Below are 17689 nucleotides of genomic sequence, written 5' to 3'. Positions count from 1 at the left end.
AACCTACCTCCTCAATTGCCTGTCGGCGCGACGGGCGCGCCGGCGGTGGCGCCGAGCGCGCTCGAAAGCGTGCTGGAAACGAGGTCATCGGCCTCGATCCGGGCCTTCAGCCCATCGGCGAATTTCTGCGAGGCCTGCTTGCCGTCCGCAGGCAGCGTTTCCCATTCGGCCTCCGCCTTCTTCAGATCGCCCTTTGTCAGCGCGTTTTCAATACGCGCGACAATTGCCGGCACGGTGTCGCCCTCGACATCGCCGACGGGGCGCACGCTGACGAGGTCCTTGGCGCTGTCGACCAGGCGATTGAATATATTGCCCTCCGGCGGCGGCGCTTCGGTCGCCGCGATGATGGCGTCGGCGGCGTCGGAGAATTCGGCGGAGAGTTCCTCGCGGGTCGGAATGCCGCTTGTCGCGAGCGCCTTGAGCTTCGAGATATCGGTATTTTCCGGCGCGACCTCGGCATAGGTCGCAAGCTCGGTCGCGAAATTGTCGCCCCGGTCGATCGCCGATTTCAGGCCGGCGGCGGCAATAGCGCGGGCAACGGCCAGATCCTTGCCGGGCGTGTTCACCTTCGCCTCCAGCGCCGCAAGCTTCTGCCGCACCGCCTGCTGGTCGGAGGACAGGCTGGATTTCAACTGATCGAGCCGGGATTCGAGGCTCTTGACCGCGCCAACGTCGCTCTGTTGCGTGCTCTGAATGGAACTGACCTGCTGCTTGAGGCTCGCGATGTCCTCGGCCGAGGTCTTGGAACTCTGTACCTGTTGTTTCAGCGCGTCGAGTTGCGATTGCAGGGAGGCCGAGCCGTCATTGGCTTTCAGCGTTTCGATCTCCTGGCGGAGCGAGGCGATCTCGTCATTGACCTTGCCGCCGGCGGGGGTGCCGAGGAGGCCGGCGGAGGAGAGCGCGAACGCCCCGGCAAGCGCGAACACGGCCCCGGCGACACCGGCGGCGAGCAGAGCGGCGAGGCCCAGGCCCTTGCCGGAAGAAGCAGCCGGAGCCGGCGGCTCGGGCGGCGGCGGCGGCGCGCCTCCCGCCGTGGCGTCGGTCGCGGCGTCCTCGCCGGTGCTGTCGGCTTCGGAAACGTCTTCGCCCTGATGGTCCTCATGGCGCTTGATCGCAGCGGCGACGTCTGCCATCGCGGTTTCAACGGCGGTATCATCGGTTTTTGGCGGCACGGGCGCGCTCGCGGCCGTATCTTCCGGTGTCGCGACGTTTTTCTTTTCGTCTTTCGAAGACGGCGTATCCGAAACCATGGCTACCTCCTTTGCGCTTCCCGGTTCTGGAACATGTTGGCGTTTCCCTGAACCGCGAACATGTTCCAGAACCGTTTGCAAACCTTTTGCTTTTCCGCGCGTCCGGACGGAAAACCGGTGTCCACTTTTCCTGGACGCGCTCTAGGGTAGTGGCCGGGTGGTATTAAGAAAAGGCTTTTGTTGAAGACTTGTTCCCTGTCTCCGCGAGCCTTTGTCGTCACCCCAGCAGCGCAAGCAGGCTTTCCTCGTTCGCCGCCTCGGCAATGCGGATGCGACCGGCAAGTTCGGCCGGGACAGCATGCGCGACATTCGCCGACAGGCACAGCAGGGCAGGTGGGTCGGGGCGTTCCGCGAGCCCCTTTGCGGCGCCAAGCGCGAAAAAGCGGGCGGCCGTCATGTGGGAATAAAACAGGATCGCATCGGTTGCGCCAGCCAGAGCCTCGATTTCCGCTGCGTCGTAGTCCAGCGGCTCCATGGCATAGACGGTGACGGTTTCGAACGGCACATGCAGGGCCGCGAGCCCGCGCTCCAGATAGGGCGCGCGCGGGACGCCGGCGAGATAGAGGAGCGGCGCGCGGACAAACAGCGACGGTTCGGCCGCGATCGCCCCGGCAAGCTCTTCGCCATTGCCTGCGCCTGTGAAAACGCGCGTGAAGCCGGCTTCGCGGGCCCGGCCGGCGGTTTCGGCTCCCACGGCGAACACCGGGCGGTCGATCATGTCGGGAGCATCGGCCGCCGCTTCGATCTCGAAAAGGGCCTCGGTGCTGGTGATGGCGAGTGCCGCCCAGCGCCCACGGGCGATTGCTTCCCTCGCCCTGTCCGGGTGGTGCACGGTCTCAAACAGCGGCATCGCCACCGGCTGGTGGCCCATGGCGGACAGCAGCGCGCCGGTCTTTCCGGCCTTGTTTTGCGGGCGGGTCACCAGAACGCGCATCGAAAGCCTCAGCTCCAGTCCTCGAAGAAGCGTGGTCCGGCGCGGCCGCGCAGCGTTTCGCCCGCCGCGCGGCCGAGTGTTGCGGCGTCGGCGCGCGGGCCTTCTACCGTGATATCGTGGGCCTTTTCGCCGTCCGGCGTCAGGATCAGGCCGGAGAAATGAATGGCGTCGCCGTCAAGCACGGCGTGGCCGGCGATCGGCGTGCGGCAGGAGCCGTCGAGGGCAGCCAGAAAACCGCGCTCGCAGGCAACGGCGTCATAGGTATCGCGATCATTGACCGGGGCAAGCAGGGCCGATATCCGCTCGTCATCGATGCGCTGCTCGATGCAGATCGCGCCCTGGGCCGGGGCAGGAATAAATTCCTTCGGATCGAGAATTTCGGTCGCAACATGCTGCAGACCGAGCCGCGAGAGGCCGGCATAGGCGAGAAACGTGCCGTCGACGGCGCCTTCGGCAAGCTTCGTCAGCCGCGTCTGCACCGAGCCCCGGAAAATCACCACTTCGATATCGGGCCGCAGCCGGCGAATCAGCGCCTGGCGTCTCAGCGACGCGGAGCCGACGATCGCGCCTTTCGGCAGATCGGCGAGATTTTTCACGGTCCGGCCGATAAAGGCGTCGCGCGGGTCGGCGCGCGGCAGGAAGGTGGAGAGCGTCAGCCCTTCCGGCAGCGCCGTCGGCATGTCTTTGGAGGAATGCACCGCGAAATCGAGCGCGCCGGAAAGCAGTTGCTGCTCGATCTCCTCGGTGAAAAGCCCTTTTCCGCCGATGGCCACAAGCGCGCGGTCGGTGATCCGGTCGCCCCTGGTGGAAAGCACCACGATCTCAAACATCTCCGCGGCCAGATCATGGGCCGCCATCAGCCGGTTGCGGGTTTCATGGGCCTGGGCCAGCGCCAGCGGGCTGCCGCGGGTTCCGATCCGGTAAGGTTTCGTTTGCATCCTGCGTCCACCATTGTTACCGGGTGTCTCGTAAACCGGATTGCGCGCCGCCGCAAACAATCGCGATGAAAAAACAGACAGTCTTTCTCGGCATCGAATCGAGCTGCGATGAAACCGCCGCCGCCATCGTGGCGATGGACGAGGGCGGTCGCGGCGAAATTGTCGCCGATCTGGTGCTGAGCCAGCTTGAAGAACACGCGGCCTTCGGAGGCGTGGTGCCGGAGATCGCCGCGCGCGCCCATGTCGAGGCGATGGACGGGCTGATTGCCGGCGCGCTCAAGGATGCCGGCATCGGGTTTGGCGACCTCGACGGCATTGCCGCGACAATCGGTCCCGGCCTTGTCGGCGGGCTGATCACCGGCGCGATGAGCGGCAAGGCGATCGCCTATGCGGCCGGCAAGCCGTTTTACGGCATCAATCACCTTGAAGGCCACGCGCTGACGGCGCGGTTGACCGATGGCGTCGCCTTTCCGTTCCTGATGTTGCTGGTTTCCGGCGGCCATACCCAGATCGTTCTGGTGAAGGGCGTCGGCCGGTACGAGCGGTGGGGCACGACAATCGACGATGCGCTGGGCGAGGCCTTCGACAAGACGGCCAAGCTTCTGGGGCTCGGCTATCCCGGCGGGCCGGCCGTGGAGCGGGCGGCCGCAACAGGCGATCCGAAGCGGATCAGGCTGCCGCGGCCGATGAAGGGCGAGGACCGGCTGGACTTCTCGTTTTCCGGGCTCAAGACCGCCGTGCGCCAGGCGGCGCAGGCAATGGCGCCGGTGAGCGGGCAGGATGTCTCCGATATCTGCGCCGCCTTCCAGCTTGCCGTCACCGATACGCTTGAAGACCGTATCCGTCGCGCGCTTTCGCGGTTTCGGGCGGAAGGCTATGCCACGGGTGCCGCGCCGGCGCTGGTGGTGGCAGGCGGGGTCGCCGCCAATGGCGCGATCCGGGCGATGCTGACCGGGCTTTGTGAGCGGCAAGGCTTTGCCTTCGTTGCGCCGCCCCTGCGGCTGTGCACGGATAACGCCGTGATGATCGCCTGGGCGGGGCTCGAGCGCCGGCAGGCGGGGTTTCCTCCAGACGACATGGAAATCGCTGTGCGCTCGCGCTGGCCGCTCGACGGCAATGCCGCCGCGCTGATCGGCAGCGGTAGGAAGGGGGCCAAGGCATGACCAGGAAAATCGTGATTATCGGCCCCGGAGCGTTCGGCACGGCGCTTGCGGCAGTCTTTGCCCATGAGGGCGAGGACGCGGTAACGCTGCTTGGCCGCAATGCCGGACTGATCGAGGACCTTCGTAAAACCCGCCGTCACGAGGCCGTGCTGCCGGGCATTGTGCTTCCGGACGCGCTCGCCTTCACGCTCGATCCTTCCGTGCTTGAAACCGCCGATATCGTGGTGCTGGCGGTGCCGGCGCAGGCCCAGCGCGCGGTGGCGCTCTATTACGCTCCCTATCTCAACCCCGCTGCCGTGATCGTCTCTGCCGCCAAGGGCATCGATCGCGCCAGCGGCCGGCTGATCACCGATGTCCTGAAAGAGGCGCTGCCGCGTCATCCGGCGGGCGCGCTTTCCGGCCCCGGTTTCGCCGTCGATCTCGCCGCCGGCAAGCCGATCGCGATGGTGCTTGCGTTTCAAAGCCCCGAACGCGCCAGAGAGATCGCGACCATTCTGTCGGGCCGGAGCTTTCGTCTTTATGCCTCGGGCGATCCTGTTGGTGTGCAGATCGGCGGCGCGCTGAAGAATGTGCTGGCGATCGCCTGCGGCATTGTCGAGGGCGCGGATCTCGGCGAATCCGCCCGCGCGGCACTGATCGCGCGCGGGCTTGCGGAAATGTCGCGGCTTGCCGTTGCCATGGGCGGCGCGCCGGAAACGGTGCGCGGGCTTTCCGGCCTCGGCGATCTGGTGCTGACGGGCACCTCGCGCCAATCGCGCAATTTCCGTTACGGCGTGGCGCTGGCGAAGGGTAATTTCGAAGGCGTCAATTCGGCGCTCGTCGAGGGTGTCTACAGCGCCTCCGTTGCCAATGAACTTGCCGTGAGCCATGGCGTTGAAATGCCGATTTCAAGCGCCGTCGCCCGCGTGCTCGACGGCAAGCTCGGCATTCCGCAGGCGCTCGAGGAACTGATGAGCCGGCCGATCACGACCGAATGAAGGAGAAAACGATGCTCTACGCCGTCTTGTGCAAGGACAAGCCCGACCATATTCATATCCGCATGGAAACCCGCCCGCGCCACCTCGCATGGCTCGACGGGCTCAATGCAAACGGCACGCTGAAGATCGCCGGTCCGTTTCTTGACGGCGACGACAAGCCCTGCGGCTCGATGCTGATCATCGCCGCCGGCAGTCAGGCCGAGGCCGAGGCGATCGCGGCCGAGGACCCTTACGGCGAGGCCGGCCTGTTCGAAAAGGTCGAGGTCAAGCCGTACAAGTGGATCTACAACAACCCGGAGGACTGAGGCATGGCCTATTGGCTGTTCAAATCCGAACCGTTCAAGTTTTCCTTCCAGATGCTGAAGGACAGGGGCGAGGCCGGGGAACAATGGGACGGCGTGCGCAATTATCAGGCGCGCAACAACATGCGGGCGATGGCAATCGGCGACAAGGGCTTCTTCTACCACTCCAATGAGGGGCTGGAGGTCGTCGGCATCTGCGAGGTATGCGCGCTTGCCCATCATGACAGCACCACCGACGATCCGCGCTGGGAATGCGTCGATATCCGCGCGGTTGCCGATATGCCAAAGCCTGTGACGCTGAAGGATGTCAAGGCCAATCCGAAGCTTGCCGATATGTCGCTCGTCACCTCGATGCGGCTTTCGGTACAGCCGGTGAAGGAAGACGAATGGCTGGAAGTCTGCCGCATGGGCGGGATGGACGTCTGATGACCGGTCCCCACACTCCGCGTCATCCTCGGGCTTGTCCCGAGGATCTAATCACCGTTCCGCACGAGCGGTGTTGGCGTTTCGTAAGAGATTGTATTTGAGTTGACTTTTCGACCGAGACGCTTGTCTTGTTGATATGTGCTTGGATGCTCGGGACAAGCCCGAGCATGACGGCGGAGAGTAGGGCAGGCTTTGTCAACAAGCTGAGCGCTCTCAAGAGCGCGGTTCGCTCCGTGCCATCGGGCGGTAGTATGCCTGTGCAAGTGGTCGGACCAGCCTGAAAACGCGTCAATCGGCCTCGCGCGTCGATCGTCTAAAGTGCTTCAAGGGCACTTGACGCTTCGGCTGCGGCCCATCACTCTCGTTTCGGCTGCGGGACGCGGGAGGAACAGGACGTCCGGCAGCGCTATACGGCGGTTTCGGACCAGCCGGCAGGTGGAAAACCTTCCGACAGGGCGAGTTTCGCCGCGGAGTCAATTCGGCCGTTAAGCGCTTTCGCGCAGGCCGTAGAGGGAAGGAAAGCGAAATGACGATACTGCTTGCCGTGATTGTCTGCGGCCTCTTGTCGATCGTATACGCCCTGTGGGCGATCCGATCGGTCATGGTCGCCGATCAGGGAACCCCGCGCATGAAAGAGATCGCGGGTTATATCCGGGAAGGGGCGCAGGCCTATCTGACGCGCCAGTATACCACGATCGCCATTGTCGGCGCGGTCGTCTTCATTCTGGTCTGGCTGCTGCTTTCGCTGACGGCGGCAATCGGCTTCGTCATCGGCGCCGTGCTTTCGGGCGCTGCCGGCTTCATCGGCATGCATGTTTCCGTGCGCGCCAATGTGCGCACCGCCCAGGCTGCCTCCTACAGCCTGTCTTCCGGCCTCGACATCGCCTTCAAGTCGGGCGCCATCACCGGCATGCTGGTGGCCGGCCTCGCGCTTCTCGGCGTCTCGGTCTATTATTATTATCTCACTGCCATCATGGGCCATGCGCCGGATGACCGCCATGTCATCGACGCGCTGGTCGCGCTCGGCTTCGGCGCCTCCCTGATTTCCGTGTTCGCCCGTCTCGGCGGCGGCATCTTCACCAAGGGCGCGGACGTCGGCGGCGATCTCGTCGGCAAGGTCGAGGCCGGTATTCCGGAAGACGATCCGCGCAACCCGGCCACCATCGCGGACAATGTCGGCGACAATGTCGGCGATTGCGCCGGCATGGCTGCCGACCTGTTCGAGACCTATGCCGTCTCGGTGGTCGCGACCATGGTGCTCGGCGCGATCTTCTTCGGCGGCGCGGCGGTCCTTGCCGATGTCATGCTGCTGCCGCTCGCGATCTGCGGCGTCTGCATCCTGACCTCCATCGTCGGCACGTTCTTCGTCAAGCTCGGCACCAACGGCTCGATCATGGGCGCGCTCTATCGCGGCCTGATCGTCACCGGCCTGCTGTCGATCGTCGGTATCGGACTTGCCACCTGGGCCACTGTCGGCTTCGGATCGATCGGAGAGGTCGCGGGCAAGAACATCACCGGCCTGGCGCTGTTCATCTGCGGTATCGTCGGCCTGATCGTCACCGCGCTGATCGTGGTGATCACCGAATACTATACCGGCACGGGCAAGCGCCCGGTGGTGTCGATCGCCCAGGCCTCGGTCTCCGGCCACGGCACCAATGTGATCCAGGGGCTTGCGGTTTCGCTTGAGGCGACCGCTCTGCCGGCGATCGTGATCTGCGGCGGCATCATCTCCACCTATCAGTTGGCGGGCCTGTTCGGGACCGGCATCGCCGTTACCGCCATGCTTGGAATCGCGGGCATGATCGTGGCGCTCGATGCCTTCGGCCCGGTCACGGATAATGCCGGTGGGATTGCGGAAATGGCGGGGCTTCCGCCGGAAGTGCGCAAATCCACCGACGCGCTCGATGCGGTCGGCAACACCACCAAGGCGGTGACCAAGGGCTATGCGATCGGCTCTGCCGGGCTCGGCGCTCTGGTGCTGTTCGCCGCCTATTCGAACGATCTTGCCTTCTTCGCGGCGCATGGGGATCAATACCCATTCTATGCGGATATGGGCGATATCTCGTTCTCGCTCTCCAACCCTTACGTGGTTGCCGGGCTGATCTTCGGCGGCCTTATCCCCTACCTTTTCGGCGGCATCGCGATGACGGCCGTGGGGCGGGCGGCAAGTGCCGTGGTGGCCGAAGTGCGCCAGCAGTTCCGCGACAAGCCCGGCATCATGGACGGCACGGAAAAACCGGATTACGGGCGTGCCGTCGACATGCTGACCAAGGCCGCGATCCGCGAGATGATCGTGCCCTCGCTGCTGCCGGTGCTGGCGCCGCTGGTGGTGTTCTTCGGCGTCTGGGGGCTTTCGGGCTCCAAGGCCTCGGCCTTTGCGGCCCTCGGCGCATCGCTGCTCGGCGTGATCGTCAACGGTCTGTTCGTCGCGATCTCGATGACATCGGGCGGCGGCGCATGGGACAATGCCAAGAAGAGCTTCGAGGATGGCTTCGTCGATGCCGACGGCGTTACCCACGAAAAGGGCTCCGAGGCCCACAAGGCCTCGATCACCGGCGATACCGTCGGCGATCCCTACAAGGACACTGCCGGTCCCGCCGTCAACCCGGCGATCAAGATCACCAATATCGTGGCGCTGCTGCTGCTGGCGGTATTGGCGTAGGCTTCAACGAAAAAAGACCCCGCCATTTCGGCGGGGTCTTTTTTCGCGTCCTTTACGGCCCGACCACGCCGGCATTGTTGCCTGCGCCGAAGAAGTCGCGGGCGGCGCTGCCGCCGGTGCCCTGCAGGATCTGCTGGATGAAGGTGATTTCCTTGCCGCCGGTCGGCGTTGTTTCGGTCGCCATGTCGATGACATTGCCATCCTGCAGCGTGTAGCGCCCGATGCGCGCGACGCGGCCGTTGCCGTCGAAATAGACCGCGAGGATTTCCTGGTCGACCAGACGCGGTTTCTGGAAGGTGAAGCGTTTTTCCTTCTTCTGCGAGATGTAGAAGAACACTTCATTGTCGAAGGTCGCGGTGGTCGAGGGCTCGCCGAGCGTCAGCAGAACCTGCTCGCGGCTGGAGCCGACCTTGACGAGCTGCAGCATCTGCTCGTCGACGACATAACCCTGATAATAGACATTCTTGCTGCCGACGATATCGCTGGTCGAGCAGCCTGCGACCAGAAGGGTGACGGCGACAAGAGCACCGGCGGCTGCCGGACGGGCCGGCTTCAGATCAAATTTCACACCGTGCGTCTTCAACATACACTCCCTGACAGGTCTCGGTGTCGGTCGGGCGAACCCGCCGACTGTTTGTTTCCATCATTCGCCAACGCCAGGCCCGTGCCAATGCCTGTTGCCGGCGACGATTCCCGGTTGCGGGCAGGCCCCGCGCAAACTACCATTATCCATGGTTGGTTCAGGGGACTGCAGCCAATTCTGGCCGGCTCATCATCGAGCTTCGCGTTTTCCAGTGTAACTGGATAAACCAGCTTGTGTCCGGATGCAATTGCATCAGGTGAGTGCGGCACTATGGAATTTATGTAGAGAGAGTGGGACTACCTTGGGATTATTCAGCAGGAGACGCGGCAACCGTCAGGTGGTGCAACGTCAGTATGGCGTGATTACGACCACGGCGCGCCAGCCGTGCTTTTATACCGACTATAATGTGCCCGACACCGTGATGGGGCGTTTCGAGATGCTGTCGTTGGTGATGATCCTGTTCCTGTGGCGAACCTCGAAATCATCCGAAAGCGGCAAGCAGCTCTCGCAGGAGGTGGTCGATGCCTTTTTTCTCGACATCGATTATTCCATCCGCGAACTTGGCGTCGGCGACAATTCCGTGCCGAAACGGATGAAAAAGCTGGCGGGCATGTTTTACGGCCGGCTGGAACGCTATGTCCGCTGCCTTCAGGATCGCGATCTCGGCCAGCTCGCTGTCGCCCTTGGGCAGAATTTTCACGGTTTCGATGCCGAGCCGGTCGATATGGCCGAGCTCGCGCGCTGGATGCTGGCCAATGCCGATCATCTTTCGCGCATGGACGAGGTCATCGTCGAAACCGGCATGGTGAGTTTCCTGGTGCCGGAATGCACGGAGGTCGCCCGTGGCTGATGAAGAAAACGCCGCCGTCAGGAAACTGCCGTTCTCGCGGCCTTTCGCCGTCTCCCGCGCGTCTTCCGCCGCCTTCGACATGCGCATCGATGCCGACGCGGCGGAACGCGCGGCGACCGCCGGGTTTCTCGATGTCCGCTCGGTTGAAAGTCTTTCGGCGGATCTGAGGATTTCGCCCTGGCGGCGTGATGGCGTGCGCGTCAAGGGCACGGTCAGGGCCGGGATCACCCAGACCTGCGTGGTCACGCTCGAGCCGCTCGAGGCGACCATCGAGGAAGAGGTGGACGTCACTTTCCTGCCGGAGAACTCCCGCCAGTTCCACCGCAAGCTCAATGAGGAAGGCGAACTGATCGTTGATCCCAACGGTCCGGACGAGCCGGAGCCGTTTTCCGGAACCGAGATCGATCTCGCCGCAGTTGTGATCGAGGCAATCGGCCTTGCGGTCGACCCTTATCCGCGAAAGCCCGGCGTCGCCGTGACGGAGAAACTGATCGACACGGATGATGCGCAAGATGATGCCGCGCCTTCCCCTTTTGCGGCGCTGAAGGATTGGAAAAACCAGTCTGAATAGTACCTTGGAGGCAAGCGGCGCAGGACCTGGCGGTGTAATCTCGGGTTTTTCAACCGCAGCAGTTGTCTCAGGAAACAAAAAGGGTATTTTGGCCCGGCTCCGCCGATGCGCGTGTAAACAGGGACCTGGAACGTTTGATTAGAATTTCCATTGATGTCATGGGGGGCGATGTCGGGCCGCAAGTCGCGATTGGAGGCGCTGCCCAGGCGCTGACGCGGCATCCCGATATCAGCTTTCTCCTTTACGGCAGGAAGGACGCGATCGAACCGCTCCTTGCAGGCTTTCCCAGGCTTGCGGAACGGGCCGAGGTGATCGATTGCGAAGTGACCGTCGAAATGGATGAGAAGCCGAGCCAGGCTCTCAGGCGCGGACGCAATGTTTCCAGCATGTGGTGCGCGATCGACGCGGTCAAGGAAGGCCGTTCCGACGCCGCCGTTTCCGCCGGCAATACCGGCGCGCTGATGGCGATGGCGATGTTCTGTCTCAGGACCATGCCGACAATCGACCGTCCGGCGATCGCGGGCATCTGGCCGACATTGAGGGGCGAGAGCATCGTGCTCGATATCGGCGCCACGATCGGCGCCGATGCCAAGCAGTTGCTCGATTTCGCGCTGATGGGCGGAGCGATGGCTCGCGCGCTGTTCGAGATCAAGAAGCCTACCGTCGGCCTCATCAATGTCGGCGTCGAGGAGGTCAAGGGCGTCGAGCAGGTCAAGGAAGCGGGCAAGCTTCTGCGCGAGGCGGATATCGACAATCTCGAATATGCCGGCTTCGTCGAGGGCGACGATCTCGGGCGCGGAACGGTGGACGTTTTCGTGGTCGAGGGGTTCACCGGCAATATCGCGCTGAAGACGGCCGAGGGCACGGCCCGCCAGATCGCGGAATATCTGCGCTCGTCGATGTCGCGGACATGGATGACCCGGATTGGCTATGTGCTTGCCCGCAGCGCCTTCCAGATGCTGCGCGACAAGCTCGATCCCCGCAAGGTCAACGGCGGCGTCTTCCTCGGCCTCAACGGCATCGTCATCAAGAGCCATGGCGGCACGGATGCCGAGGGGTATGCCTCTGCGATCGATGTGGCCTATGACATGGTTCACAACGGATTGCAGGCCAAGATCCAGCATGATCTGAACGAATACCATGCCCGTAACGAATCACCGATGGGGCCGGAAGCGGCCTGAAGCCGGTGCGGCCGGATAACGCAGCCCCGGGCTGCCAATAAGGAAAAAGAAACATGACCCGTTCTGTCGTTTGCGGTTTCGGTTCGGCCCTGCCCAGACGCGTTGTGACCAACGAGGAGCTTCGGCAGCTTGTCGATACCTCCGATAGCTGGATCCAGCAGCGAACCGGCATCAAGCAGCGCTATATCGCCGGCGATGGCGAGACCACGGCTTCGCTTGGCGAGGCTGCCGCGCGGGCGGCCCTTGCCAATGCCGGACTGAGCGCCGATGACATCGACGTCATCGTGGTCGCGACCTCCACGCCCGACAACACCTTTCCGGCAACAGCCGTCAATATCCAGCACCGCCTCGGGATGAGCCACGGCTTCGCCTTCGACCTGCAGGCGGTCTGCTCGGGCTTCGTCTACGCGGTGACGACGGCGGATAATTTCATCCGCGCGGGGCGGGCGAAGCGGGTGCTGGTGATCGGCGCGGAGACATTTTCGCGCCTGCTCGACTGGACCGACCGGACCACCTGCGTGCTGTTCGGCGACGGCGCCGGCGCGGTCATCCTCGAAGCCGTTGACGATGCGGTGGCCGGTGATCGCGGCATCATCGCCTCAAGCCTGCGTTCCGATGGCGCGCATTGCGAAAAGCTCTATGTCGATGGCGGCGTGTCGACCACGGGTGATATCGGTCATCTGCGGATGCAGGGCCGCGAGGTTTTCAAGCATGCGGTCGGGATGATCACCGATGTGATCGAGGCCGCATTCGGCGAGGCCGGCGTCACCGCCGACGATCTCGACTGGCTGGTCCCGCACCAGGCCAACCGTCGTATCATCGAGGGATCGGCCAAGAAGCTCGGCATTCCGATGGACAAGGTCGTGGTCACTGTCGACCAGCACGCCAATACCTCGGCCGCGTCGATTCCGCTGGCGCTTGCCACGGCTGCCGGCGATGGTCGGATCAAGCGGGGCGATATGGTGATGCTGGAGGCAATGGGCGGCGGTTTTACCTGGGGCGCGGTGCTTTTGCGCTGGTAGCGGCTCGTCATCATGGATTCCGTCCCATCAGGCGCTTGACCGCCATGCCGGTCGGCAATAGTGTCTATGCGACGGGGAATTAAATAAAAATCGGGATGCGGTAATGCCTGGCAAAACTGTGACGCGAGCGGATCTGGCAGAATCAGTGTTCCGCAAGGTGGGTCTTTCACGAACAGAATCCGCCGAACTGGTGGAAACCGTGATCGATGAGATTTGTGACGCGATTGTTCGGGGTGAAACGGTCAAGCTCTCCTCGTTCGCGACCTTCCAGGTGCGCGACAAGAACGAGCGCATCGGACGCAATCCGAAGACCGGTGAGGAAGTGCCGATTTCGCCCCGCCGGGTGATGACCTTCAAGGCGTCCAACGTCTTGAAGCAGAAGATATTGAAGTCGCATCTGACGCGTCGCAACAAGGCCGAGAAGGCCGCGGCCAGGACGGCTGGCTGACCTGCCTCACGCAAATCTCTGATTCCGTCTTGTCATCGCGGCGTGTTCGCGGTGAAATAGCTGCGATTCGATATCAGCGGAAGGCGTTTGATCATCATGGACAAAAGTCCCGAGGCGTTTCGCACCATTTCCGAGGTTGCCGAAGAACTGGAGCTGCCGCAGCACGTGCTGCGGTTCTGGGAAACCCGCTTTACCCAGGTCAAGCCGATGAAACGCGGCGGCGGACGACGCTATTACCGGCCCGAGGATGTCGAACTGCTGAAGGGCATCCGCCACCTTCTTTATGATCATGGCTACACCATCAAGGGCGTGCAGAAGCTTCTGAAAAGCAACGGCAACCGTTTCGTCACGGCCGTCGGCAGCGGCGATGCCGAACTGATCGAGGCGCTTGCGCCGCAGCCCGAGGCCCGCCAGCAGGAAGACCAGCATTCGATCTTCGATGATGATCAGGTGGTCGGCCGGCCGAAGAAGGCCAGCGGCAAAGGTTTTTTCAGACGGGGCAAGGAAGGCGAGGGCGATATCGATCCGGCTTTCGGCCTTGCGCGCTCCGACGATGCGATGCTGAAGGAAGTTCTGTCCGACCTTCTGGAGTGCAAACGCCTTCTCGATCAGGTTCGCTGATATCTGCCGTTTGATCTCGGTCATCCCGCCATCGCGCTTTTCGTATAGATTTCTTCCAGTACGCAGATTTTGCCATGGAAAACCGGTTTCGGTTCCACTTATGGTAGTATCATTGTAGCGTCTGGAAAGCGGGATTGCTGGAGTTGGGCGATGGCTGGTGAAGCGGCGAAAACGGACCTCGAAAATGCGCCGCTCGACGCGGTCGTGGCGCAGCTGAAAACCGATATCACGACGGGGCTTTCCGACGAGGAAGCCGGGACGCGGCTTGCGACTTATGGTCCGAACGCGCTGCTGGAAGAGAAGACCAGCCTTGCACGGCAGATCCTCCGGCACTTCGTCGGCCCGATCGCGTTCATGATCGAGGCGGCGGCGCTGGTTTCGCTTCTGCTCGCCAACTGGGGCGATTTCTTCATTATTCTCGGATTGCTGCTCTTCAATGTCGCCCTCGAATTCTATCAGGACAGCAAGGCCACCAATGCGCTTGCCGCCCTCAAGAACTCGCTCGCCCCGCAGGCAAGCGCCGTTCGCGGTGGTGCGGCGAAGACGGTGGACGCCGCGACGCTCGTGCCCGGCGATATCGTCAATATCCGTCTGGGCGGCATCGTACCCGCTGACATAAGGCTGGTTTCCGGCGACTACGCCTCGATCGACCAAGCCGCGCTGACCGGCGAATCACTGCCTGTTACCAAGAAAATCGGTGATCTCGCCTATTCCGGCAGCGTGGTGAAGCAGGGCGAGATGGCGGGCGTCGTGATCGGCACCGGCGGCAACACGTTTTTCGGCCGTACCGCGAAGCTGGTGGCAGGCGCGGGCACCGTCAGCCAGGCGCAGAAGGCGATGTTTCATATCGGCAACTTCCTGATCGCGCTTGCCGTGGTACTGGCGCTGATCATGGTGGCCGTTCAGGTTTATGTCGACATCGTGAAATCCGACAATTGGGGCCTTGCCGATGCGCTGGCGATCCTGCAGTTCGTGCTGGTGCTGCTGGTTGCCTCGATCCCGGTCGCCATGCCCGCCGTGTTTTCGATCACCATGGCGCTCGGCGCGCTGGCGCTGTCGAAGGAAAAGGCGATCGTCTCGCGGCTCTCCTCGATCGATGAAATGGCCGGCGCAGATATTTTGTGCTCCGACAAGACCGGTACGCTGACGAAGAATATCCTGACGCTCGGCGAGCCGATCCCGCTTGACGGCGTCGATCCGTCGCGGATCGTTCTGGCCGCCGCTCTTGCCTCGCGCGACGAGGGAAGCGACGCGATCGATGGCGCGGTGATTGCCGCGCTGCCGGACAAGGCCGTGCTTGGCCAATACCGGCTTTCGCGATTCACGCCGTTCGATCCGGTTTCCAAGCGCACGGAGGTTTCCGTCGCCGGGCCGGATGGCAAGACGTTCCTGGCCTCCAAGGGCGCGCCACATGCGATCGTGGCGCTCTGCGGCGGGGCGAACGCGGCGGCGGTCGATACCCATGTGGCGGCGCTGGGCGCGAAGGGCTATCGCGCGCTTGCCGTGGCGCGTTCGGACGATGACGGCGCCCATTGGCAATTGATCGGCATCCTGCCGATGTACGATCCGCCGCGCGATGATTCGAAACAGACCATCGACAATGTCCGCGCCAAGGGCGTGACGGTGAAGATGATCACCGGCGATGATACCGCGATTGCGCGCGAGACCGCCCGCCAGCTGGGCCTTGGCACCAATATTCTGGCGGCGGCGGATGTGTTTCCGAAAGACATGGACCCCGACAATGTGCCCGGCCCGATCGCCAACCGCATCCTGACGGCGGATGGTTTCGCGCGGGTCTTTCCCGAACACAAATATGCGATCGTCAAGACGTTCCAGAAGAACGGCCATCTGGTCGCGATGACCGGCGACGGGGTCAACGACGCGCCGGCGCTGAAACAGGCCGATTGCGGGATCGCGGTCTCGGGCGCGACCGATGCTGCGCGCGGTGCCGCGGCGCTGATCCTGACGGCCCCCGGCCTTTCGGTGATCGAGAACGCGATCGACGAGGCGCGGCGGATTTTCGGGCGGATCACCAGCTACACGGTCTATCGCGTGGCGCTGACCCTGACGATCATGTTCCTGGTGGTGCTGTCGACGATCTTTCTCGGGTTCCAGCCGCTGACGCCGATCATGATCGTGTTGATGTCGCTGCTCGACGATGTCCCGATCATGACGGTCGCCTATGACAACACCACGGTGTCGGAGCAGCCGATCCGCTGGCGGATGCCGCATCTGCTGACCGTTGCCGCCGTGCTCGGCTTTGCCTCGATCGTTCAGTCCTTCGGGCTGTTGCTGATGGGGATGGAGGTGATGTCCGAGCCGGCGCGATGGCCCGGGCTCGGCATTACCGACAACGCGCATCTGCAATCGATGATGTTCCTGCAGCTTGTCGCCGGCGGTCATCTGCTGCTGTTGGTCGCGCGCAAGGAAAACTGGTTCACCAAAAGGCCCTATCCGGCGCCGCCGTTGCTGATCGCGATCGTCGCCACGCAATTGGTGGCGGTGCTGATGTGCGGTTTCGGGATTCTCGTGCCGAAGATTTCGTGGCTGCTCATCGGCCTCGTCTGGGTCTATCTGATCTTCTGGCTGTTCGTGCTCGGCCTGGTACGGATCGGCATTGATCATGTGCTGGAAAACCGCAGCGCGCGACGGGCAATGTCGATCGATGTGGTGAATGAGCGCCTGTTCCGGTAGATCATTGCAACAAGTCGCTGCCGATTCTGACGCTTGCGCGTTAGGTTTCAGGAACGCGCAGCGCATGGGAGTAAATCATGGATTATCGAAAGAAGCTCGTTATCGAACCCGGCAGCACGGTCTCGCTCGCCGATATCGATCCGGCCCAGGATGGCGGGATTGGCAGCAAGGATGAGGGCAAGGAGGCGCTCGACGGCATACTGGACGAGATCACGCCGCTTCAGGAGATGCTCTACGCGGAAAAGAACCATGCGCTGCTGATCGTGCTGCAGGGCATAGACGCGGCCGGCAAGGACGGCGTCTGCTGGCATGTGATCCGCGCCATGAACCCGCAGGGCACCTATGTCGCGAGCTTCAAGCAGCCCACCGAGGTTGAAAAGGCGCATGATTTTCTCTGGCGCGTGCATCAGCGCGTGCCGGCGATGGGCCAGGTGGCGGTCTTCAACCGCTCGCATTACGAGGACGTGCTGGTGGCGCGGGTGCACAATCTCGTTTCCAAACAGGTGTGGTCGAAGCGTTATCATCAGATCAATAATTTCGAGGAATTCCTGACCGAGAACGGCGTCACCATCGTCAAGTTCTTCCTCTATATTTCCAAGGATGAGCAGCTCGAAAGGTTCGAGAAACGGCTCGAGGACAAGGAGCGGCAGTGGAAGATTTCGCTTTCGGATTATGCCGAGCGCGATCGCTGGGACGAGTATATCGAGGCCTATGAGGCGATGCTCGCCAATTGTTCGACGGCCCATGCGCCCTGGTATGTGATACCCGCGAACCGCAAATGGTTCCGCAATCTGGCTGCCGCCGACATCATTCATCGCGCCATGCTCGACATGAAGATCGAGAGCCCGCGGCCGACCGTCGATATCAACGAGATCTATCGGCGTTACCATCACGCCGTCAGGGAGCAGTGAGCGATTTCGGTTGAGCGGAATGCCCGGATAGATCGAGATATGTGGAAGGCTTCCTGTGCCCGGACGTTTCTTGTCGCGGCCGATATCACGTCAGTTAGAGCATCGGGCGAAAAAGCGGAATCCGATTTTTTCGTTAACCCGACGCGTCAAAATAAG

Annotated in this window: 17 protein-coding genes; 13 read left to right on the top strand and 4 right to left on the bottom strand. The window is 62.8% G+C overall.

Annotation, left to right across the window (positions count from 1 at the left end; translation table 11 throughout):
• Window positions 1-11: 11 nt before the first annotated feature.
• The 3 genes from HQ843_RS23875 to hemC all read right to left on the bottom strand — a co-directional run bounded on the left by HQ843_RS23875 (window position 12) and on the right by hemC (window position 3122).
• Entirely contained in the window at window positions 12-1250 is a 1239-nt protein-coding gene (locus tag HQ843_RS23875; RefSeq protein WP_180900863.1) for a COG4223 family protein, read from the bottom strand.
• A 217-nt stretch (window positions 1251-1467) separates the two neighbouring features.
• Window positions 1468-2184, bottom strand: a complete 717-nt coding sequence (locus HQ843_RS23870; protein WP_180900864.1) for a uroporphyrinogen-III synthase — start codon at window positions 2182-2184, stop codon at window positions 1468-1470.
• An 8-nt stretch (window positions 2185-2192) separates the two neighbouring features.
• Window positions 2193-3122 carry a hydroxymethylbilane synthase gene (gene hemC, locus HQ843_RS23865; RefSeq protein WP_180900865.1) on the bottom strand — a complete coding sequence of 310 codons (930 nt, stop codon included), beginning with the start codon at window positions 3120-3122 and terminating at the stop codon, window positions 2193-2195.
• A gap of 65 nt (window positions 3123-3187) precedes the next feature.
• Here hemC and tsaD point away from each other — a divergent pair, with 65 nt between their 5' ends.
• From tsaD to HQ843_RS23840, 5 genes are all read left to right on the top strand, one after another.
• Window positions 3188-4285 (top strand): tRNA (adenosine(37)-N6)-threonylcarbamoyltransferase complex transferase subunit TsaD, encoded by a 1098-nt coding sequence (gene tsaD / locus HQ843_RS23860; protein WP_180900866.1) that lies wholly within the window; start codon window positions 3188-3190, stop codon window positions 4283-4285.
• Window positions 4282-5262: an NAD(P)H-dependent glycerol-3-phosphate dehydrogenase gene (locus HQ843_RS23855; RefSeq protein ID WP_180900867.1), complete on the top strand. Its 981-nt coding sequence runs from the start codon at window positions 4282-4284 to the stop codon at window positions 5260-5262. Before tsaD ends, HQ843_RS23855 begins: the two co-directional genes overlap by 4 nt.
• An 11-nt stretch (window positions 5263-5273) precedes the next feature.
• Complete coding sequence (locus HQ843_RS23850) at window positions 5274-5567, top strand: YciI-like protein (RefSeq protein ID WP_180900868.1); 294 nt, start codon at window positions 5274-5276, stop codon at window positions 5565-5567.
• Between the two features lie 3 nt (window positions 5568-5570).
• The gene (locus HQ843_RS23845) at window positions 5571-5990 is read left to right on the top strand and encodes an EVE domain-containing protein (protein WP_180900869.1); all 420 of its coding nucleotides are present in this window, start codon (window positions 5571-5573) and stop codon (window positions 5988-5990) included.
• Window positions 5991-6516: 526 nt separating this feature from the next.
• Window positions 6517-8652, top strand: a complete 2136-nt coding sequence (locus HQ843_RS23840; RefSeq protein ID WP_180900870.1) for a sodium-translocating pyrophosphatase — start codon at window positions 6517-6519, stop codon at window positions 8650-8652.
• Between the two features lie 52 nt (window positions 8653-8704).
• On the opposite strand, the gene HQ843_RS23835 is transcribed toward HQ843_RS23840, so the two are convergent.
• The gene (locus HQ843_RS23835) at window positions 8705-9238 is read right to left on the bottom strand and encodes an outer membrane protein assembly factor BamE (protein WP_180900871.1); all 534 of its coding nucleotides are present in this window, start codon (window positions 9236-9238) and stop codon (window positions 8705-8707) included.
• A 238-nt stretch (window positions 9239-9476) separates the two neighbouring features.
• Here HQ843_RS23835 and HQ843_RS23830 point away from each other — a divergent pair, with 238 nt between their 5' ends.
• The 8 genes from HQ843_RS23830 to HQ843_RS23795 all read left to right on the top strand — a co-directional run bounded on the left by HQ843_RS23830 (window position 9477) and on the right by HQ843_RS23795 (window position 17533).
• A complete protein-coding gene (locus HQ843_RS23830; RefSeq protein WP_371824607.1) occupies window positions 9477-10085 on the top strand; it encodes a ubiquinol-cytochrome C chaperone family protein in 609 nt (202 codons plus the stop codon).
• On the top strand, window positions 10078-10656 hold the full coding sequence (locus tag HQ843_RS23825) for a YceD family protein (protein ID WP_180900872.1): 579 nt from the start codon (window positions 10078-10080) through the stop codon (window positions 10654-10656). The genes HQ843_RS23830 and HQ843_RS23825 overlap by 8 nt, the downstream gene beginning before the upstream one ends.
• 134 nt (window positions 10657-10790) lie before the next feature.
• On the top strand, window positions 10791-11837 hold the full coding sequence (plsX, locus tag HQ843_RS23820) for a phosphate acyltransferase PlsX (protein WP_180900873.1): 1047 nt from the start codon (window positions 10791-10793) through the stop codon (window positions 11835-11837).
• Between the two features lie 53 nt (window positions 11838-11890).
• Window positions 11891-12859, top strand: coding sequence for a beta-ketoacyl-ACP synthase III (locus HQ843_RS23815; protein WP_180900874.1), 969 nt, complete (start codon window positions 11891-11893; stop codon window positions 12857-12859).
• 103 nt (window positions 12860-12962) lie between these two features.
• Window positions 12963-13307, top strand: a complete 345-nt coding sequence (locus HQ843_RS23810; RefSeq protein WP_180900875.1) for an integration host factor subunit alpha — start codon at window positions 12963-12965, stop codon at window positions 13305-13307.
• A gap of 96 nt (window positions 13308-13403) precedes the next feature.
• Window positions 13404-13928, top strand: a complete 525-nt coding sequence (locus tag HQ843_RS23805; protein ID WP_180900876.1) for a MerR family transcriptional regulator — start codon at window positions 13404-13406, stop codon at window positions 13926-13928.
• A 150-nt stretch (window positions 13929-14078) separates the two neighbouring features.
• Window positions 14079-16622, top strand: coding sequence for a plasma-membrane proton-efflux P-type ATPase (locus HQ843_RS23800; protein ID WP_180900877.1), 2544 nt, complete (start codon window positions 14079-14081; stop codon window positions 16620-16622).
• A gap of 77 nt (window positions 16623-16699) precedes the next feature.
• On the top strand, window positions 16700-17533 hold the full coding sequence (locus HQ843_RS23795) for a PPK2 family polyphosphate kinase (protein WP_180900878.1): 834 nt from the start codon (window positions 16700-16702) through the stop codon (window positions 17531-17533).
• Window positions 17534-17689: the final 156 nt, after the last annotated feature.

The sequence above is a fragment of the Martelella sp. NC20 genome (genome assembly GCF_013459645.1).
In the GTDB taxonomy this organism is placed as follows: domain Bacteria; phylum Pseudomonadota; class Alphaproteobacteria; order Rhizobiales; family Rhizobiaceae; genus Martelella.
Note: the sequence above shows the minus strand (reverse complement) of the source record. Positions and strands in the feature narration are given on the sequence as shown.

Coding starts and splice junctions, on each gene's coding strand:
- HQ843_RS23805 (WP_180900876.1), top strand. CDS start 13,404: ATGGACAAAAGTCCCGAGGCGTTTCGCACCATTTCCGAGGTTGCCGAA.
- HQ843_RS23850 (WP_180900868.1), top strand. CDS start 5,274: ATGCTCTACGCCGTCTTGTGCAAGGACAAGCCCGACCATATTCATATC.
- HQ843_RS23870 (WP_180900864.1), bottom strand. CDS start 2,184: ATGCGCGTTCTGGTGACCCGCCCGCAAAACAAGGCCGGAAAGACCGGC.
- HQ843_RS23845 (WP_180900869.1), top strand. CDS start 5,571: ATGGCCTATTGGCTGTTCAAATCCGAACCGTTCAAGTTTTCCTTCCAG.
- HQ843_RS23815 (WP_180900874.1), top strand. CDS start 11,891: ATGACCCGTTCTGTCGTTTGCGGTTTCGGTTCGGCCCTGCCCAGACGC.
- HQ843_RS23840 (WP_180900870.1), top strand. CDS start 6,517: ATGACGATACTGCTTGCCGTGATTGTCTGCGGCCTCTTGTCGATCGTA.
- HQ843_RS23830 (WP_371824607.1), top strand. CDS start 9,477: ATGCAATTGCATCAGGTGAGTGCGGCACTATGGAATTTATGTAGAGAG.
- hemC (WP_180900865.1), bottom strand. CDS start 3,122: ATGCAAACGAAACCTTACCGGATCGGAACCCGCGGCAGCCCGCTGGCG.
- tsaD (WP_180900866.1), top strand. CDS start 3,188: ATGAAAAAACAGACAGTCTTTCTCGGCATCGAATCGAGCTGCGATGAA.
- HQ843_RS23810 (WP_180900875.1), top strand. CDS start 12,963: ATGCCTGGCAAAACTGTGACGCGAGCGGATCTGGCAGAATCAGTGTTC.
- HQ843_RS23855 (WP_180900867.1), top strand. CDS start 4,282: ATGACCAGGAAAATCGTGATTATCGGCCCCGGAGCGTTCGGCACGGCG.
- HQ843_RS23835 (WP_180900871.1), bottom strand. CDS start 9,238: ATGTTGAAGACGCACGGTGTGAAATTTGATCTGAAGCCGGCCCGTCCG.
- HQ843_RS23795 (WP_180900878.1), top strand. CDS start 16,700: ATGGATTATCGAAAGAAGCTCGTTATCGAACCCGGCAGCACGGTCTCG.
- HQ843_RS23800 (WP_180900877.1), top strand. CDS start 14,079: ATGGCTGGTGAAGCGGCGAAAACGGACCTCGAAAATGCGCCGCTCGAC.
- HQ843_RS23875 (WP_180900863.1), bottom strand. CDS start 1,250: ATGGTTTCGGATACGCCGTCTTCGAAAGACGAAAAGAAAAACGTCGCG.